The sequence below is a fragment of the Collimonas sp. PA-H2 genome (assembly GCF_002564105.1).
Lineage (GTDB): Bacteria > Pseudomonadota > Gammaproteobacteria > Burkholderiales > Burkholderiaceae_D > Collimonas.
The window spans coordinates 941,638-957,107 of the sequence record NZ_PDBX01000001.1; the positions used below are offsets into that span (position 1 = coordinate 941,638).

The window sequence follows — 15,470 nt, forward strand, 5'->3', positions numbered from 1 at the left end:
CAAATTGCTGGCGATGGCAGGAAAATGGATCCCCCGCGTTCGCGGGGATGACCGGGGCGCGTAGCCGGAGTCGCCTAAACGGGTTTTTAGCGCTAGCGCTTGGCGATCGGCACAAACGCCAGGTTGTCCGGGCCGACATAATTGGCCGACGGCCGGATGATCTTGTTGTCGATGCGCTGCTCGATCACGTGCGCGGCCCAGCCGGAGGTGCGGGAAATCACGAACAGCGGCGTAAACATCGCCGTCGGCACACCCATCATGTGGTACGACACGGCGGAGAACCAGTCCAGGTTGGGGAACATTTTCTTGACTTCCCACATCACGCTTTCCAGCCGTTCGGCGATATCGAACATCGCGGTCGAACCGGCTTCCACCGACAATTTCCGCGCCACTTCCTTGATCACCTTGTTGCGCGGATCGGAGACGGTATACACCGGATGGCCGAAACCGATCACCACCTCCTTGTTCGCGACCCGGTTGCGGATATCGGCTTCCGCTTCATCCGGATTGTCGTAGCGCTTCTGGATTTCAAACGCGGCTTCATTAGCGCCGCCATGTTTCGGACCGCGCAAGGCGCCGATGGCGCCGGTGATGGCGGAGTGGAAATCGGAGCCGGTGCCGGCAATCACCCGGCTGGTAAAGGTCGAGGCATTGAATTCGTGCTCGGCGTACAGGATCAGCGAGACGTGCATCGCTTTTTCCCACGAGGCAGACGGCTTGACGCCATGCAGCAAGTGCAGGAAATGACCGCCGATGGAATCGTCGTCGGTTTCGACTTCGATGCGCTTGCCGTTATGGCTGAAGTGATACCAGTACAGCAGCATGGAGCCGAACGACGCCATCAGGCGGTCGGCGATGTCGCGCGCGCCGGGCGCGTTGTGGTCGTCTTTCTCTGGCAAGGCGCAGCCGAGCACCGAGACGCCGGTGCGCATCACGTCCATCGGGTGCGACGCGGCAGGCAGCGCTTCCAGCGCGGCCTTGACGTTGGCCGGCAAGCCGCGCTGGGCTTTCAGCTTGGTCTTGTAACCCTTCAGTTCGGCGCTGTTCGGCAGCTTGCCGTGCACCAGCAGGTAAGCGATTTCCTCGAACTCGCAAGTATCGGCGATATCCAGGATATCGTAGCCGCGGTAATGCAGGTCGTTGCCGGTTTTACCGACGGAACACAGGGCGGTGTTGCCGGCGGCGACGCCGGACAGGGCGACGGATTTCTTTGGTTTGAAAGCGCTGGTTTGTTCGTTTGCTGAAGCGTCGCTCATTGCGTAATCTCCTGACGGAAAAGAATCGATGTAATGGATTATTTTATTTCTTCTGGGCCGCAAACAGCGCATCCAGGTGTTGCTCGAATTCGTGGTAGTTGATCCGCTCATATAATTCCATGCGGGTCTGCATGGTGTCGAGCACGTTTTTTTGCGTGCCGTCGCGGCGAATCGCGGCATACACGTTTTCCGCCGCCTTGTTCATGGCGCGGAAGGCCGACAGCGGATACAGCACCAGGCCGACATCGGCCGCTTTCAATTCGTCCACCGTGAACAGCGGCGTGGCGCCAAATTCGGTGATGTTGGCCAGGACGGGCACCTTGACGGCGGCGGCAAATTGCTTATACATCGCCAGCTCCGTGATGGCTTCCGGGAAGATCATGTCGGCGCCTGCCTCAACGCAGGCGATTGCGCGTTCCAGCGCCGATTCCAGCCCTTCGACCGCAAGCGCGTCGGTGCGCGCCATGATCACGAAATTGTCGTCGGTGCGGGCATCGACCGCGGCCTTGATGCGGTCGACCATTTCCTGCTTGCTGACGATTTCCTTGTTGGGGCGATGGCCGCAGCGCTTGGCGCCGACCTGGTCTTCGATGTGGATCGCCGCGGCGCCGAACTTGATCATGGACTTGACGGTGCGCGCCACATTGAAGGCGCTGGCGCCAAAACCGGTGTCGACATCGACCAGCAAAGGCAGGTCGCAGACATCGGTGATGCGGCGCACATCGGTCAGCACGTCGTCCAGGTTGGAGATGCCGAGGTCGGGCAGGCCGAGCGAACCGGCGGCGACGCCGCCGCCGGACAGGTAGATCGCCTTGAAGCCGGCGCGCTTGGCCAGCAAGGCGTGGTTGGCGTTGATCGCGCCGATCACCTGCAGCGGCGACTCTTCCTGCACCGCCTTGCGAAAGGCCGCGCCTGCGGAATATGAACTCATGTCTTCTCCTGATAAAAATTGCACACTACGGGCACACCGTTGGCGTGCTGTTTCATGCAGCTTGCTGCACGGGGACTTTTCTACTATAGAGCAATCAGCGTGCCAAACCAGGCCGGAACCAGGGGCGGACCATGAGGAAAATAGAAATAACAAAATGAAATCAATAACTTAGAAAATTAAATAGTAATAAATCAAATTCACTTTACGCTTTATAAAACAATAGAAATGTTTCATCCTGTGTTACATTTATCCAAATTGAAACACATGCGTTAAACGCATTTGAAACATGCCACCCTCTTCCCCTGCCCGCCGCGATGGCGGCAACGCCAGCGACCCTGGCCAGAAACCGGTGATCTGGACCGTCTCGGTGTCGCGCCTGTCCGACCTGTTCCGCGACATCACGCTGGAATACGACGACCGCGCGACGATAGAACCGATCGAGCTGGGCTTCGACGAAGCCGCGCGCCATATCCGCGAACGGATGGAAAGCGAGCGCTGCGACGCGGTGATCGCAGCCGGCTCCAACGGCGCCTACCTGAAAAGCCGGCTATCGGTGCCGGTGGTGATCGCCAAGGCCAGCGGTTTCGACGTGCTGCAGGCCCTGGCGCGCGCGCGCAAGATCACGCCCGACATCGGCATCATCACCTATCAATCGACCATGCCGGCGCTCAAGGAATTCCGGGATGCATTCGGCTTCAATATCCTGCAGCGCGACTACGCCACCGAAGAAGATGCACGGGCGCAAATCAATGAACTCAAGGCCAGCGGCGTCAAGGCGATTGTCGGCGCCGGCCTGATCACCGACCTGGCCGAGGAAGCCGGGCTGGCGGCGGTCTTCGTCTATTCCGCTGCATCGATCCGCCAGGCCTTCGACGATGCCCTGGAAATCGCCCGCCTGACCCAGCTGGAAGCCAACCGCGGCCGCGCCAGCGCGCCGCTGGCCGATACCCTGCGCGCCAAGCACGGCATCAACGATTTGCGCGGCGACTCGCCAGCGATGGAAACCCTGCGCCAGTCCATCGTGCTGTACGCAAAATCGCAGGCAACCGTGCTGATCCGGGGTGAAACCGGCACTGGCAAGGAGCTGGTGGCGCAAGCGATCCACCGCGAAAATCCGCGCGCCCTCAGCGGCAACAAACCGTTCGTCGCGGTCAACTGCGGCGCGATCGCGGAATCGCTGCTGGAGTCGGAGCTGTTCGGTTACGAAGAAGGTGCATTCACCGGCTCGCGCCGTGGCGGCCATGCCGGCCTGTTTGAAGCAGCGCACCGCGGTACGCTGTTCCTGGATGAAATCGGCGAAATGCCGCTGGCGCTGCAAACCCGTTTGCTGCGGGTGCTGGAAGAACGCGAAGTGGTGCGGGTTGGCGGCACGCGGCCGATTGCGGTCGAGGTGCGCATCATCAGCGCCACCCATTGCGACCTCGAGCAGCGCATCCGTGAAGGCCGTTTCCGCGCCGACCTGTTTTATCGCCTGGCCGTGCTGCGCCTGACGCTGGCGCCGCTGCGCCAACGCCCGCAAGACCTGATCGCGCTGGCCGAGTGGTACCTGAAAAAGGCGCTGGCCGCGCTGGGCGCCCGCCCACATCCGAACCTGCATGCCGAAATCATGGCCTGCGCGCCCCTGCTTAGCGCCTACGCCTGGCCCGGCAACGCGCGCGAAGTACGCAACATGATGGACAGGCTGGCGCTGTTCCTGGCGGCCGAACCGCTGCAGGCGCTGTCGCCCGCCTTCATCGCCAGCATCGCGCCGGAATTCGCCCAGGCGGCAGCAACGCCGGCCGTAGCAACAACAGCAACAGACGCCGCAGCGCAAGCCGCGGAAAACATCGCCCAAGTGCTGGCCCGTTTCGACGGCAACCGGGCAGCTGCCGCCAGGCACCTCGGCATCAGCCGCACCACGTTGTGGCGTAAAATCAAGGATCAATGAAAACCATCCATCGAGACGCCCATGCCCACGCGAACAGCCTCTTGCACTTGTGGTCAGCTAAGCATTGAAGTCCAAGGTGCGCCTAGCGGCGTCGGGCTCTGCCACTGCCTTGCTTGTCAACAAAGAACCGGCAGCGTCTTCGCCGCCCTGGCCGGCTTTGCCGCTCCCTACAAGGTCACCGGTTCAGCTACCGAGTATGTCCGTAGCGGCGACCAAGGGGCCAGGTTCATTTTCCGATTCTGTCCGGTCTGCGGCACCAACCTGTTCCACACAGAAGAAGGGGTAGCCGGGCGCGTAAGCGTCGCCGTCGGCGCGTTTGCCGACCCTGGCTTTCCGGCGCCTCGGCTGTCCATCTACGATTGCCGCAGACATCCGTGGGTTCAGCTGCCGCCTGGCGTAGTCGCTTTCAAGAAGGATCCTCCGTAATATCCAGCCCTGGCATGCGGCGGCCAGCCTATTCAGAATTTCATGAAACAGGACAAGCCGTCATCTTAAAAATCGATGTCGTAGGGTGGGCACTCCGTGCCCACGCATTGCTGCGGATATTTGCGACCCGAGTTGCGCGTCCGCGTGGGTACGGAGTGCCCACGCGGACCTGGCGGGGCGCGGAGCCCGAGGCGCGTGTGTCCGGAACGCGAATGTTTGCAGTACTTAAATTACGATAAATCACCGGTAGGGTGGGCACTCCGTGCCCACGCGGACGTGGCGGGGCGCGGAGCCCGGGACGTGCAGTCCGGGAAGTGAATATTCGCAGTACTGCGTGGGCACGGAGTGCCCACCCTACGGATGATTTGTCGTAGTTTAAGAAAATATCAATAATACGAAAGCGATTCAAGCCGCACCAGCTCGACGTGCAACTCGCGTCTCAATATGAATCTGTGGGACGCAGAATGGATCTCATTGAATTGCTCGATGTTCCATATTGTCATGGTGGAGGCGGCGGACGTCGAAGCCGCCGCCATTTATCCCTTTGGCCACTTCGGGTCTTATTTGGGCTTGCCCAGATCCATAAGCATGCGGGTCAGCAAATAAAAGCGCGGCACAATGCTGTCGATCTCGGCATATTCGTCCGGCGTATGGATGCCGCCGCCGACAATCCCGAAGCCATCCAGCGTCGGGATCCCGACGCCAGCCGAGAGGCTAGAATCCGCAGCGCCGCCGCTGCCCTCAAGCGTCAGCTTTTTACCCAACTCGCCATAAATGGCCTGTGCCTTGGCGGCCAGCGCCTCCGATTGCGGATTGGCCGGCATCGGTGGAAAACCGCGGGTCAAATGCGTGCTTACCTGCGTATCAGGAATCAGTTTTTTCTGCGACACCTTGATCATGTCTTTTTCGACGCGGTCGAATTCTTCGGGCACCGCGACGCGCACATCGCCGAAGGCGGTCGCATGATCCGGGATGACGTTGGTCGAGCCCCCAGCGTTTATCACTGTGAAGTTGACGGTAGTCTGTTTTTCGCGATCGCCGAGCTGGCCGAGCTGCAATATCTGGTGTGCGGCTTCCATCGCCGCATTACGGCCGCTGTCGGGCGCCACGCCGGCGTGCGCAGCCTTGCCGATGACCTCGACCTGCGCCGTGCCGCTGCCTTTTCGCCATACCACCAAACCGTCGGCCGGCCGCCCCGGTTCAAGGTTCAGCACAACATCGTGCTGCTTGGCGATTTTTTCGATCAGTGCGCGTGAGCCGGTCGAGCCGGTCTCTTCGTTAGAGTTGAGTAATAAGGTAATCTGGGCATAGTCTTTAAAATCCAGTTCCTGCAGGATTTTTAACGCATACAGGCCAGCGACCACGCCGCCTTTGTCATCCATGACGCCTGGGCCATAGGCCCTGTTGCCCTTGACATAAAACGGTTTGGCTACGGCGGCACCGCGTTTGAAAACAGTGTCCATATGCGCCATCAGCAAAATTTTTCCTTTGCCGCTGCCACTGAATGTCGCTACGACGTTATTGCCAAGCGCCGGTGCAGCCGGATAGGTTTCAACGCGCGCCCCGATCTTTTTTAGTTCCTCGATCACTATCCCGCCGACCTGGCTCAATCCCTGCTCGTCGCCGGTGCCCGAGTCAATATTTACTAAACGTTCCAGCAACTTCAAGGCTTCGCCCTTATATTTCTCGGCTGTTTCATAAACCTGCTTGTCTGGCGCAGCAATAGAGGATGGCGTGGTGAAACCAAGAACAATACCTAAACCCAGGCTCGATATGAATGCGGATCGTGCAAGAAAAAACATTATTGTGATCTCCCGTTTAAATTAAGATTAAATTCCAGAGGAATACAGGATATCGCCCCGAGCTGCTGCATTTAGTTAAATAAATCTTGTTTTGACTAATACCAGGACTCTGCAAGCGCATCCCGATTGCCGGCACACATCACACAGAATACGATAACTTGGCGGTCCTTGATCAAAACAGCGTTCTCTCTGTGCTTTTGGAGCGACTTGTTAAGTAATTTCATCCAATAACTGAATCGAACGCCAACCCAAATCAGCAGATATCATGCCAGCCAAAGAGGCTATTTTGATTGGTGATGATTGAGCTTTCCCTGAAATTTCGTCTTCCACAGGTGACGTAAAATTGACGTTACTTTGGGAAGGCAAGAAATGAAGATTTCAAGAAGTTCATACACGGCGGAATTCAAGGAATTGGCAGTCAGACGGGTCAATGCCTGCGAGTCCTTCGCGGCGACAGCCAAGGAACTTGGTCTAAGCGAACAAACGCTGCGCAACTGGGTCAAGGCCGCTAAGGCTGGCAAGTTGAACGGCGCTGGTAGCAAGGTTGTGACACCGGAAGAGATGGAATTGTCGCGCTTACGTGCCGAGAATGCCAAGCTCAAGCGGGAGAACGAAATCATAAAAAAGGCAGCGGCGTACTTCGCGAAGGATGTTCTGTGAAGTACGCCTGGATCGATGCGCAGACTAATCGATTCGCGCTGAGGGAAATGTGCGATACGCTCGACGTGAGCATCAGCGGTTACCGAGCCTGGAAGAGTGGCGGCACGCCCGATCGCAAGCGCCTGACGGCCGGCCAGACGCTGGCCATGATCCGCGCCATCCACGCCGAGGTAAAAGGTGCTTATGGCAGTCCTCGGATGATCCGCGAGTTGCGGTGGCGGGGCTACACGGCGAGCAAGGGACGCGTAGAGCGGTTGATGCGCACGCACGGAATTCATGCGCGCCACAAGCGGCGCTACCGGGTTACGACCGAATCGAAGCACGGTTTGCCAGTGGCGAGAAACCTGCTTGACCGCGATTTCGCGCCGGCGGCGCCGAATCAGGTTTGGACGGCCGACATCACCTACTTGTGGACCGATGAAGGCTGGCTGTACCTCGCCATCGTTCTGGATCTGTTCAATCGGGAAGTGATCGGCTGGTCGCTCAAGCCGCGTATGACGACTGAGTTGGTGGCAGACGCGCTGACGATGGCCTGGTTCCGCCGACGTCCTGCGCCCGGCGTCCTGCATCATTCGGACCGCGGCAGCCAGTACGCCAGTCAGGCCTACCAGGACAAGTTGCGTGAGTTCGGTATGACGTGTTCGATGAGCCGCAAGGGAAATTGCTGGGACAATTCGCCGACTGAGAGCTGGTTCAACAGTTTCAAGAACGAACGTTACCATGGCCTGCGCTACACCACCCAGACTGAAATGAGGGCGGCCAGTTTCGAATACATCGAGGTGTTTTACAATCGCAAGCGGCAGCATTCGACCCTCGGTTATAAATCGCCGCTCCAGTTTCTACAGCGCTGGATCAGTGAACAGAATCAGGAAAAACGAGCTGCATAGAAGTCGTCTGTTGGAAGACGAAAAACAGAGGGAACCTCACATCACGCCCCAGCAGGCGGCTGCGCGAGACGCGTTTTGTGCCATCAATCATTACAATCCATGATAATCCAGGTTCTCAATTATTGAGAACTTGATCAAACAGGATTAGCCATCCTCCCAAAAAAATATGTCGTAGGGTGGGCACTCCGTGCCCACGCAGTGCTGCGGACATTTGCGTCCCAGGTTGCGCGTCCGCGTGGGCACGGAGTGCCCACCCTACGGATGGTTTGTCGTAATTTAAGAAAATATCAATAAGTGGAAATTTTTCATTTTTATCCCCACAAAGAATAAGCAAAGCAACAGCCAATTCTGTAATGCTGTTCAGTTAGGGCAGAACGACATGGCGTAGGGTGGGCACTCCGTGCCCACGCAGTGCTGCGGACATTTGCGTCCCAGGTTGCGCGTCCGCGTGGGCACGGAGTGCCCACCCTACGGATGGTTTGTCGTAATTTAAGAAAATATCAATAAGTGGAAATTTTTCATTTTTATCCCCGCAAAGAATAAGCAAAGCAACAGCCAATTCTGTAATGCTGTTCAGTTAGGGCAGAACGACATGGCGTAGGGTGGGCACTCCGTGCCCACGCAGTATCGTGGATATTCGTGTCCCTGACATTCGTGCCCCGGCTACGCCTCCCGGCCCGTCCGCGTGGGCACGGAGTGCCCACCCTACGAGTTCCGCAAATAAAAATGCCGTTCAGTCTTAACTGAACGGCATTACCGCCAATCCTGCTAGTTTTTACCAAAGGGATAAAATAGGTGCCGTCCAACGTTTTTGAAAACAACAAAAATCATGCGCCGCTTTGATTTTTACCACTTGTTCAAGCACGTTCAAAAAAACATCAAGACCGTTACTGCATTTGCCGCCCTGCCCTTGACTATGTTTGCCTGGGTATGCTATTCGCTGCCTGACGCATGCGCGCAAGACAGGTCGCAATGGACCCCGGCCCAGATCATGCAGTACATAGAGGAACAGAAAACAAAAGCGACGGCTGCGAATAACACTTCCTCAGCCAGTACCAAAACCTCCAAAGCTGCACCTGCTCCATTCATGCTCGAACCCAGCGGCAGGCCATGGGTTCTGCGCTTTGCTCCCAGTACCCGCATTGAGGATCTGAAAGAACCTTTCAAAGGAAACCTGCAGCGCTTCTACGCTGCGATGGTCCAGGCGGGCATGCGCATTGTGATTACGACGACCTACCGGCCCGAAGAACGTTCTTACCTGATGCACTATTCAACGCAGATCGTACGCAACAAGGAAGCGCCGGCCACCGTGCCGCCGTGGCGAGGGGTCAACATCGATTGGGTACACCGGGACCACAGCGGTTCCAAAGCCGATCTTGCCAAAGCAAAATCTGCAGCGCGCGAGATGGTGCTTGGCTATGGCATAGGCTCGACCCCGGTCAGCAAACCCGGCCACTCAGCGCACAATTTTTCTCAAGCCATCGACATGATGATTTCGGGTTTCGCCGGGAAAACCATCGTCGATGCAAAGGGAAAATCCAGGGAAGTCAAAAGCTTCATCGACCTGAAGTCGGTCGGCGCCACGTACGGCGTGCTCTGGTACGGCCCCGAAGATAGCGTGCACTGGTCTGCCGATGGAAATTAGATATCAAGCCAGCCGGCGTGAACCGGTATTGTCAACAGCGGATTTTCGCATCCACCGGAGCCCAGCCTCATGAAACCGATCATTGCTTTGCTGTTCCTCTCAGCGCCGATGACAGCCTGTGCTGCTGCGCCGGCGGTAGGATTATGGGAAGACGTAGTGGCCATCGACGACGACACATTGCAACTGATATCCCACCAGCATTTCATTTTTACCGATCAAAAACTGGCGACCCCCGCGGTATTTACCGCATTAAAGGATTTTGGCGGTGAAATCGATACGTTTTGCTGCCTTGAAGTACAGAACACGACGCCACTGTCGATGCGGGAGATCGAGAAGAAACTCAGCCACGATCACGATTTCGTGCAGCGCGTGTCTCACATTCACGGCTTGCCTTACATGTACGAGGCGAAACTGGCCAACCGCACGATCTGGAACAACAAGATGCTGCTGCTGAAGGGCAGCAAAAATGACGGGAACGATATACCGTTTTCAGCTCCGGTGATCGCCACACGGCTTGCCTTTTCCGAAATCGCAGGCAATCGTTTCACCGACTCTGACGGCGACGAGATTCTGCTGAAAACCGAAGTGCCGAAAAGAGGTCAGGGACAGCCGTTGGTTCACCGCTTTACGGTGAACCACAAGAAAATCATATTCACGGTACCAATGTTAGGGGATTGAAGCGAAGATCCATGTCGCCGCATCCTATGAGGCAAAGCCCTTCCGTTCGGGTTGCTTTGAACTGCACTAGATAAGTCGAGAACCGGCGGCCAGTAAGCTGAGTAAGGAGCTGCAAGATGGAGTATGCGGACAAGCAACCTGGTGAGCCAATCTTGACCGATGCGGATATTGAAGCACGTCTAGATGTGACTCGTTCATACTGGTTCCCCCTAACGATACTTAAGAGCGGAAATCAGGCGTTCGAAAACGGCCACATTCTCGATTTGATGCTCAAGAACACCAGTCGTGATGTCCTGGGTCCTGCCGTCGGGCATCTGAAGGAGAGCTTTCACTCCTCCCGACCTAAACAGCTCAGTCTGACGGCGGGCCTCCATCTGCCCCTGCCGGCACCACTCGATCAGATCGATATCTTCAGAACTCACGGGCTATCCCCTTGCAAAACCATCTGAGTATTGTCCCTGCAAATAAATTGCTTTTCCAGAGCCTTACAACTGCAAGGAAATTTGAAGGGAAAGTGTCTGATATTTACTAGATAGCAAAACTCTATGCCCTGAAAACAAATCGACATATTCCGCATAGATATTCGACAAATTCCTCGTAGGTCCAATATCCATGCGGGTTACAGCCATATCTTATCCTGACGCCATATCAGGTTACTCATCCCGCTTCTGATGAAGAAAACATGGCGTTGCCACTAACAGTGGATGACGCTGGAACCTCCTCTTGCATAACATCCCAATGCTCAACCACCTTGCCGTCCTTCAAGCGGAACATGTCGACGGCGACCATTGGCTTCGGCCCCCAACCAACGTAACGGCCGTGAACCATTACCAGATCGCCTTCGGCGACCGCCATACCTGGCTGGTAAGAAAAGTCTTTAGGCAATTTTGGGATCAAATCCTTTATCGCAGCCGGACCACTCGGGATAGAGGGGTTATGCTGGATATAGTCCGCCGCGAAGTATTTGTCGACGACAGTTGGATCCCGGTCAATGAATGCTCCGGTCAATGCACGAAGGGCAATTTGCTTGTTGGTTTCGATGAGGGTTTCCTAGATTAGCGTCGATGGTACTTCTGGTGAATTCTTCGTCGCCATTGACTCATCGGCTTCGAGAAATCAATCTGAAATAGATATAGTAGATCATTGAAATGCAGAAATAATTTAAGTCCATTTCACTACATCGTCAAGAAATATATTTACCAAATTGACAACGAATGTTACCTGCTATCGTAGCTGCAAATTAAAGAAAATGGTTATTAAGACCGAGAGCTTGTTCTGGTTCGAAGGAGCGACCTAATGCTTTAACGGCTCCCCAATCACCCTAGATAAAGTGTTAAATGGATATCTGGTAGCGAGGTCTCCTTTGCGCTGAGGCTGATGTTGTTGCGCAGAAACATCAGAGGATTTGGTCCTCGTCAGAGTTTATGCAAAGATATAACAACCTGAACTCTGATGAATTGCTGCCATGATTACTCAGAAAAATATTAACACTTTCATTGCATTAGCCCTATCCGCAATCTTGGTAACGGCGTGCGCATCTCCGGGAGAAATTGCGGCTGCTGACAGAGGAAAATGTGCTGGCTACGGTTTTGCCGAAGGCTCCGACGCATTTGCCAACTGCATGATGGAAGCAGATATGCATCGTAAGGACCAGCAGGCCGCTTTTCAGCGCCAGCAGCAAATGAACTGGGCCATGGAACGGGAAAACCGGTCTTCTGACTCGATGAAATGGTCTGAAGGAACGTGCCGTTCCTCGGGGGGCTCCATATCGTTGTGGGGGATTACCGGCGGCTCGTCGTCATCGACTTGTTCAACTGGTCATTAGTGCGCCGATACGACCGGCACCGGCAGGTGTTGGTTAATGGCCATGTCTTGGGCTTCAACCATCGGCCCCTGTGTGTTTGTGTTCCGAGCATCAGTCAAATGAGGCAGATATGCAAATCGTAAAACTTCGCACCGCTATCTTCATGGCTTGGCTATCTGTCTCAAGCGCTCCAGCATGGGCGCAAGAAGAACCCAGTTTCGATTGCAGCCGCGCACGCACTGCGGTGGAGCATACGCTCTGTGATTTCGGCAATTCTGGAATGGGATGGCTCGACCAAACGATGAGCGCGCTTTACAAAGATGCATTAATCGCAGCAGGATCACAAGCGGATACGGTGCGCGCAAGCCAGCGAGCTTGGCTCGCACGCAGGAATCAATGCAGCGGATCAGAAGAAAAAATTAAGAGTTGCCTGGACAAAAGCTATCGCGCACGCTTCATGGAAATCGCAAAGCCTTACGACAGCACACATATAACGGGACGATACTCAAACGAGGCCGGCGTTCTTGAGGCCGTACTTTTTCCTGGACAGAACCTTGCTGTCAGCATCAATGCCAGCCGGGGCGCGCCCTCGTACAATCAATGCAATCTCACATTTCGGGCGCCACTCCAGAGCGGCACCCTGAAATACATATTCCCAGTCGATTCCAACGATAGCAGTCTGCCGCGCTGCAGCGTGGAGACGAAGCGAGTGGGGCAAGATTTTGTTGTAACGGCCACCAATTGCTCTGATATGTGTGGATATGGAGTGGAAGTTTCTGGAACCTACAAACATTAGGATGAGCCCGCTGCGCCGAATGTTTTTTTGCGGGGGCTCAATAAAAGGCGTGGCGGGATGAGGGTGTGCTGGATTTTCCGCCACCTCAGCTTTCAATCTACGATTGCCGCAGGCATCCATGGGTTCAACTGCCGCCTGGCACGGTCGCTTTCAAGAAGGATCCCACGTAATATTCGACTCTACAGAGCTTGACCCGAGCTTGGCCCAAGCTTGACAAAATCGTACGTCTTCTGTCTGACGAAGCCCGAATCGGCGCAAATGAAAAAGCCCCCGCTCTGGGGATCGAGCTACGTGGACGCACCCTCGACATCGTACATGGCAAGCAGCTGCACCGCAGTGTCGGAGTAGTTACGGAAAAGTAAAACACTCCAAACTCCGCCTCAACTCTCTGTCTCGTCAACCGCACGATCAAGATTGGCATTTACGCGTAGTAGCAATGCCATCAACTGATCCCGCTCCTCCTTGGTAAACCCCGTCAAGGCTTGCCGGCTGGCGGCTTCCATGACAGCTTTTCCCTTCGGCATCCGCTCAGAAGCATCGCTAGTCAGCGAAACCAGCTGGCTGCGCTTGTCCTCAGGATTGGGAACCCGCTGCACCAGCCCGTCGCGTTCCATGCGATTCAGCAGTTGCGCCATGCTGGGCTGCTCGACCTGCGCAATGCGCGCCAGCTCGGCTTGCGACAAGGCGCCGCTGGTCTTGAGCGCCACCAGCACCGGCAGCTGTCCCATGCTGAACCCCAGCGCGCGCAACGGGCCGTCGACCAGCCGCATGGAAGTGCGATAAACCTGGCCGACGAGTTTCATGGGGTTGTTCGACAGATCAATTTTCATGGCGTTGACATTTCATAGGTAGCTATGTTTATATATAGGTACCTATCATAACTGAAGCTATCCATCTTGTGAATACGCAATTACACATCGCCATAGTCGGCGCGGGCCCGGGAGGCCTGACCCTTGCCCGTATCCTCCATCTGCACGGCATCGCCGTGACGGTGTTCGAGCAGGAATCCCATCCGCTGGAGCGGCCGCAGGGCGGTACCCTCGATCTGCATGAGGAGTCGGGCTTGCAGGCGCTCAGGCAGGCTGGGCTGACGGATGCGTTCTTGGCCATCGCCCGCTACGAAGACCAGGGCTCGCGCTTGCTGGATAAGTCAGGCAAGGTGCTGTTTGAGGATCAGGACGCCGCCGGCGGCGACCGTCCCGAGGTGGATCGCACGGAATTGCGCACCATGTTGCTGCAGGCATTGCCCGCCGCTTGCATGCGCTGGGCTTGCGCCATGCGCGAGGTGCAGGTGCGGGATGACGGCCGCTGGAGCCTGGCCTTCGATCATGGCAGCGAGGGGCCGTTCGACCTGGTGGTCGGCGCCGACGGCGCGTGGTCGCGGATACGGCCGCTACTGTCGCCTTACCGGCCGCAATACAGCGGCCTCACCTTCATCGAATTCGGCATCGACGACGTCGACCGCCGCCATCCCGCGCTGTCGCAACTGGTTGGCCGTGGCAAGATGGGGGTTGAAGCCGATGGCAAGGAAATCATCGCCCAGCGCAATGGCAATGCGCACATCCGCGCCTATGCCATCTTCCGCGTGCCGGCCGACTGGGCGGCGCGGCGGTTTGACCTTGTCTCCCCTGCTTCCATGCGCGCGGAGCTGATCAAGGAGTTCGACGGTTTCGCTCCCGAGATACTCGATCTGTTCCGGGCCAGCAACGACAACTTCGCTATACGTTCGATCTGTGCGCTGCCGGTCGGGCACTGCTGGCCCAGCCGGCGCGGTCTCACGCTGCTCGGCGATGCTGCGCATGTCATGTCGCCTTTTGGCGGCGACGGCGTGAACAACGCCATGTTCGATGCCGCCGAGCTGGCGCGCTTGCTGATCGAGCGCGCCGACTGGGTTGAGGCTGTAGCCGAATACGAGGCGCTGATGTTTGCACGTGTTGTCGAGTCTGCCGAAGGAGCGGCCGCAGGCGCCGCAACCCAGCTGTCGCATGTCGGCCCGGAGCTGACACTGGCAATGCATCGGAGCCACGCCGGCTGACGCAGCACAACGCAGATAGAAAATTCGGCAACACGCGCAGGATTTGCAAAGCCGCCGCCGGATGCAAAAATCTGGATTTCCCACCACGAAATGTGACTTATCGCACACTGGATCCGCCGGCGCCCCCGCTGGACTTTCATCTACGCAGCCGTCACTTATCCCAAGTGTGCAGACATGAATGAGGAAGCTTGGGACCTTACCGGCGGTTGAGGTATGCCACGATTCCTAACGTGGTCAGACTCTTTCAGCGAAGCCTTGGCCGTGCTCGAGTTGAGGGCTATCACTTTTTCCGCACCGGTTGATAGCGTGATAGTCAAATCTGGAACAGCACCAGATCCGTTTCCAGAAGTGTTAGCACGCGCCGTCACGATCCGTCATGTTTTGTTGCCAAGTTAATTTCATCGGCAACAAAAGTTCGGCTTGAATGTAGTGCAAACATATCCTATTGTAATTTAGAAATAGTTGCCTCATGGAACTATGAAATTACAAAAAAAACAGGACAACATGTCAATCGAAATTGACCAGTGCATTTCCCAGTTCAGCGCCGCTATTTCCGCTCCTTGCGGCGGTATGCAATTGGCATGAATCCGATGATGATCAGCGAATAGCTTGATCGCATCAAC

General features: G+C 56.3%; 14 protein-coding genes. 9 read left to right on the forward strand and 5 right to left on the reverse strand.

Features of this window, described 5'->3' with window-relative positions; all coding sequences use genetic code 11:
• Positions 1 to 92: 92 nt before the first annotated feature.
• Together prpC and prpB are read right to left on the reverse strand one after the other, a co-directional pair.
• Positions 93 to 1,256 (reverse strand): 2-methylcitrate synthase, encoded by a 1,164-nt coding sequence (gene prpC, locus BCF11_RS04245; RefSeq protein ID WP_098493635.1) that lies wholly within the window; start codon positions 1,254 to 1,256, stop codon positions 93 to 95.
• Positions 1,257 to 1,299: 43 nt separating this feature from the next.
• On the reverse strand, positions 1,300 to 2,187 hold the full coding sequence (gene prpB / locus BCF11_RS04250) for a methylisocitrate lyase (protein WP_098493636.1): 888 nt from the start codon (positions 2,185 to 2,187) through the stop codon (positions 1,300 to 1,302).
• A 286-nt stretch (positions 2,188 to 2,473) separates the two neighbouring features.
• On the opposite strand from prpB, the gene prpR reads away from it, so the two are divergent.
• Positions 2,474 to 4,114, forward strand: coding sequence for a propionate catabolism operon regulatory protein PrpR (gene prpR / locus BCF11_RS04255; RefSeq protein WP_098493637.1), 1,641 nt, complete (start codon positions 2,474 to 2,476; stop codon positions 4,112 to 4,114).
• Positions 4,115 to 4,135: 21 nt separating this feature from the next.
• A complete protein-coding gene (locus BCF11_RS04260; RefSeq protein WP_098493638.1) occupies positions 4,136 to 4,540 on the forward strand; it encodes a GFA family protein in 405 nt (134 codons plus the stop codon).
• 560 nt (positions 4,541 to 5,100) lie between these two features.
• Here the strand turns inward: BCF11_RS04260 and BCF11_RS04265 are convergent.
• The gene (locus tag BCF11_RS04265; protein WP_098493639.1) at positions 5,101 to 6,342 is read right to left on the reverse strand and encodes a M20/M25/M40 family metallo-hydrolase; all 1,242 of its coding nucleotides are present in this window, start codon (positions 6,340 to 6,342) and stop codon (positions 5,101 to 5,103) included.
• Positions 6,343 to 6,711: 369 nt separating this feature from the next.
• Between BCF11_RS04265 and BCF11_RS04270 the strand changes: the two genes are divergently transcribed.
• The 4 genes from BCF11_RS04270 to BCF11_RS04285 all read left to right on the forward strand — a co-directional run bounded on the left by BCF11_RS04270 (position 6,712) and on the right by BCF11_RS04285 (position 10,661).
• Positions 6,712 to 7,889, forward strand: a protein-coding gene (locus tag BCF11_RS04270; RefSeq protein WP_098493244.1) for an IS3 family transposase whose coding sequence is annotated in 2 segments (ribosomal slippage) — positions 6,712 to 6,973 and positions 6,973 to 7,889 — 1,179 coding nt in all. Because the reading frame shifts where the segments join, the coding sequence is not laid out codon by codon here.
• Positions 7,890 to 8,700: 811 nt separating this feature from the next.
• Positions 8,701 to 9,534 (forward strand): hypothetical protein, encoded by an 834-nt coding sequence (locus BCF11_RS04275; RefSeq protein ID WP_143751249.1) that lies wholly within the window; start codon positions 8,701 to 8,703, stop codon positions 9,532 to 9,534.
• Positions 9,535 to 9,603: 69 nt separating this feature from the next.
• A complete protein-coding gene (locus BCF11_RS04280) occupies positions 9,604 to 10,212 on the forward strand; it encodes a hypothetical protein (RefSeq protein ID WP_098493641.1) in 609 nt (202 codons plus the stop codon).
• A gap of 116 nt (positions 10,213 to 10,328) precedes the next feature.
• Positions 10,329 to 10,661 (forward strand): hypothetical protein, encoded by a 333-nt coding sequence (locus BCF11_RS04285; RefSeq protein WP_098493642.1) that lies wholly within the window; start codon positions 10,329 to 10,331, stop codon positions 10,659 to 10,661.
• Between the two features lie 208 nt (positions 10,662 to 10,869).
• Here BCF11_RS04285 and BCF11_RS04290 read toward each other — a convergent pair whose 3' ends face one another.
• Positions 10,870 to 11,220, reverse strand: a complete 351-nt coding sequence (locus BCF11_RS04290) for a nuclear transport factor 2 family protein (protein WP_199110749.1) — start codon at positions 11,218 to 11,220, stop codon at positions 10,870 to 10,872.
• 457 nt (positions 11,221 to 11,677) lie between these two features.
• On the opposite strand from BCF11_RS04290, the gene BCF11_RS27415 reads away from it, so the two are divergent.
• Both BCF11_RS27415 and BCF11_RS27420 read left to right on the forward strand, forming a co-directional pair.
• Positions 11,678 to 12,037 (forward strand): hypothetical protein, encoded by a 360-nt coding sequence (locus BCF11_RS27415; protein ID WP_143751250.1) that lies wholly within the window; start codon positions 11,678 to 11,680, stop codon positions 12,035 to 12,037.
• 109 nt (positions 12,038 to 12,146) lie between these two features.
• On the forward strand, positions 12,147 to 12,812 hold the full coding sequence (locus BCF11_RS27420) for a lysozyme inhibitor LprI family protein (protein ID WP_143751251.1): 666 nt from the start codon (positions 12,147 to 12,149) through the stop codon (positions 12,810 to 12,812).
• Between the two features lie 380 nt (positions 12,813 to 13,192).
• Here the strand turns inward: BCF11_RS27420 and BCF11_RS04305 are convergent, their stop codons facing one another.
• Positions 13,193 to 13,642: a MarR family winged helix-turn-helix transcriptional regulator gene (locus tag BCF11_RS04305; RefSeq protein ID WP_098493645.1), complete on the reverse strand. Its 450-nt coding sequence runs from the start codon at positions 13,640 to 13,642 to the stop codon at positions 13,193 to 13,195.
• Between the two features lie 68 nt (positions 13,643 to 13,710).
• Here BCF11_RS04305 and BCF11_RS04310 point away from each other — a divergent pair, with 68 nt between their 5' ends.
• Positions 13,711 to 14,847, forward strand: a complete 1,137-nt coding sequence (locus BCF11_RS04310; RefSeq protein ID WP_098493646.1) for an NAD(P)/FAD-dependent oxidoreductase — start codon at positions 13,711 to 13,713, stop codon at positions 14,845 to 14,847.
• Positions 14,848 to 15,470 lie beyond the last annotated feature (623 nt).

What these genes read in the sequence shown, in the direction of transcription:
- prpC (WP_098493635.1), bottom strand. Translation starts at nt 1,256, where the DNA reads ATGAGCGACGCTTCAGCAAACGAACAAACCAGCGCTTTCAAACCAAAG.
- prpB (WP_098493636.1), bottom strand. Translation starts at nt 2,187, where the DNA reads ATGAGTTCATATTCCGCAGGCGCGGCCTTTCGCAAGGCGGTGCAGGAA.
- prpR (WP_098493637.1), top strand. Translation starts at nt 2,474, where the DNA reads ATGCCACCCTCTTCCCCTGCCCGCCGCGATGGCGGCAACGCCAGCGAC.
- BCF11_RS04260 (WP_098493638.1), top strand. Translation starts at nt 4,136, where the DNA reads ATGCCCACGCGAACAGCCTCTTGCACTTGTGGTCAGCTAAGCATTGAA.
- BCF11_RS04265 (WP_098493639.1), bottom strand. Translation starts at nt 6,342, where the DNA reads ATGTTTTTTCTTGCACGATCCGCATTCATATCGAGCCTGGGTTTAGGT.
- BCF11_RS04280 (WP_098493641.1), top strand. Translation starts at nt 9,604, where the DNA reads ATGAAACCGATCATTGCTTTGCTGTTCCTCTCAGCGCCGATGACAGCC.
- BCF11_RS04285 (WP_098493642.1), top strand. Translation starts at nt 10,329, where the DNA reads ATGGAGTATGCGGACAAGCAACCTGGTGAGCCAATCTTGACCGATGCG.
- BCF11_RS27415 (WP_143751250.1), top strand. Translation starts at nt 11,678, where the DNA reads ATGATTACTCAGAAAAATATTAACACTTTCATTGCATTAGCCCTATCC.
- BCF11_RS27420 (WP_143751251.1), top strand. Translation starts at nt 12,147, where the DNA reads ATGCAAATCGTAAAACTTCGCACCGCTATCTTCATGGCTTGGCTATCT.
- BCF11_RS04305 (WP_098493645.1), bottom strand. Translation starts at nt 13,642, where the DNA reads ATGAAAATTGATCTGTCGAACAACCCCATGAAACTCGTCGGCCAGGTT.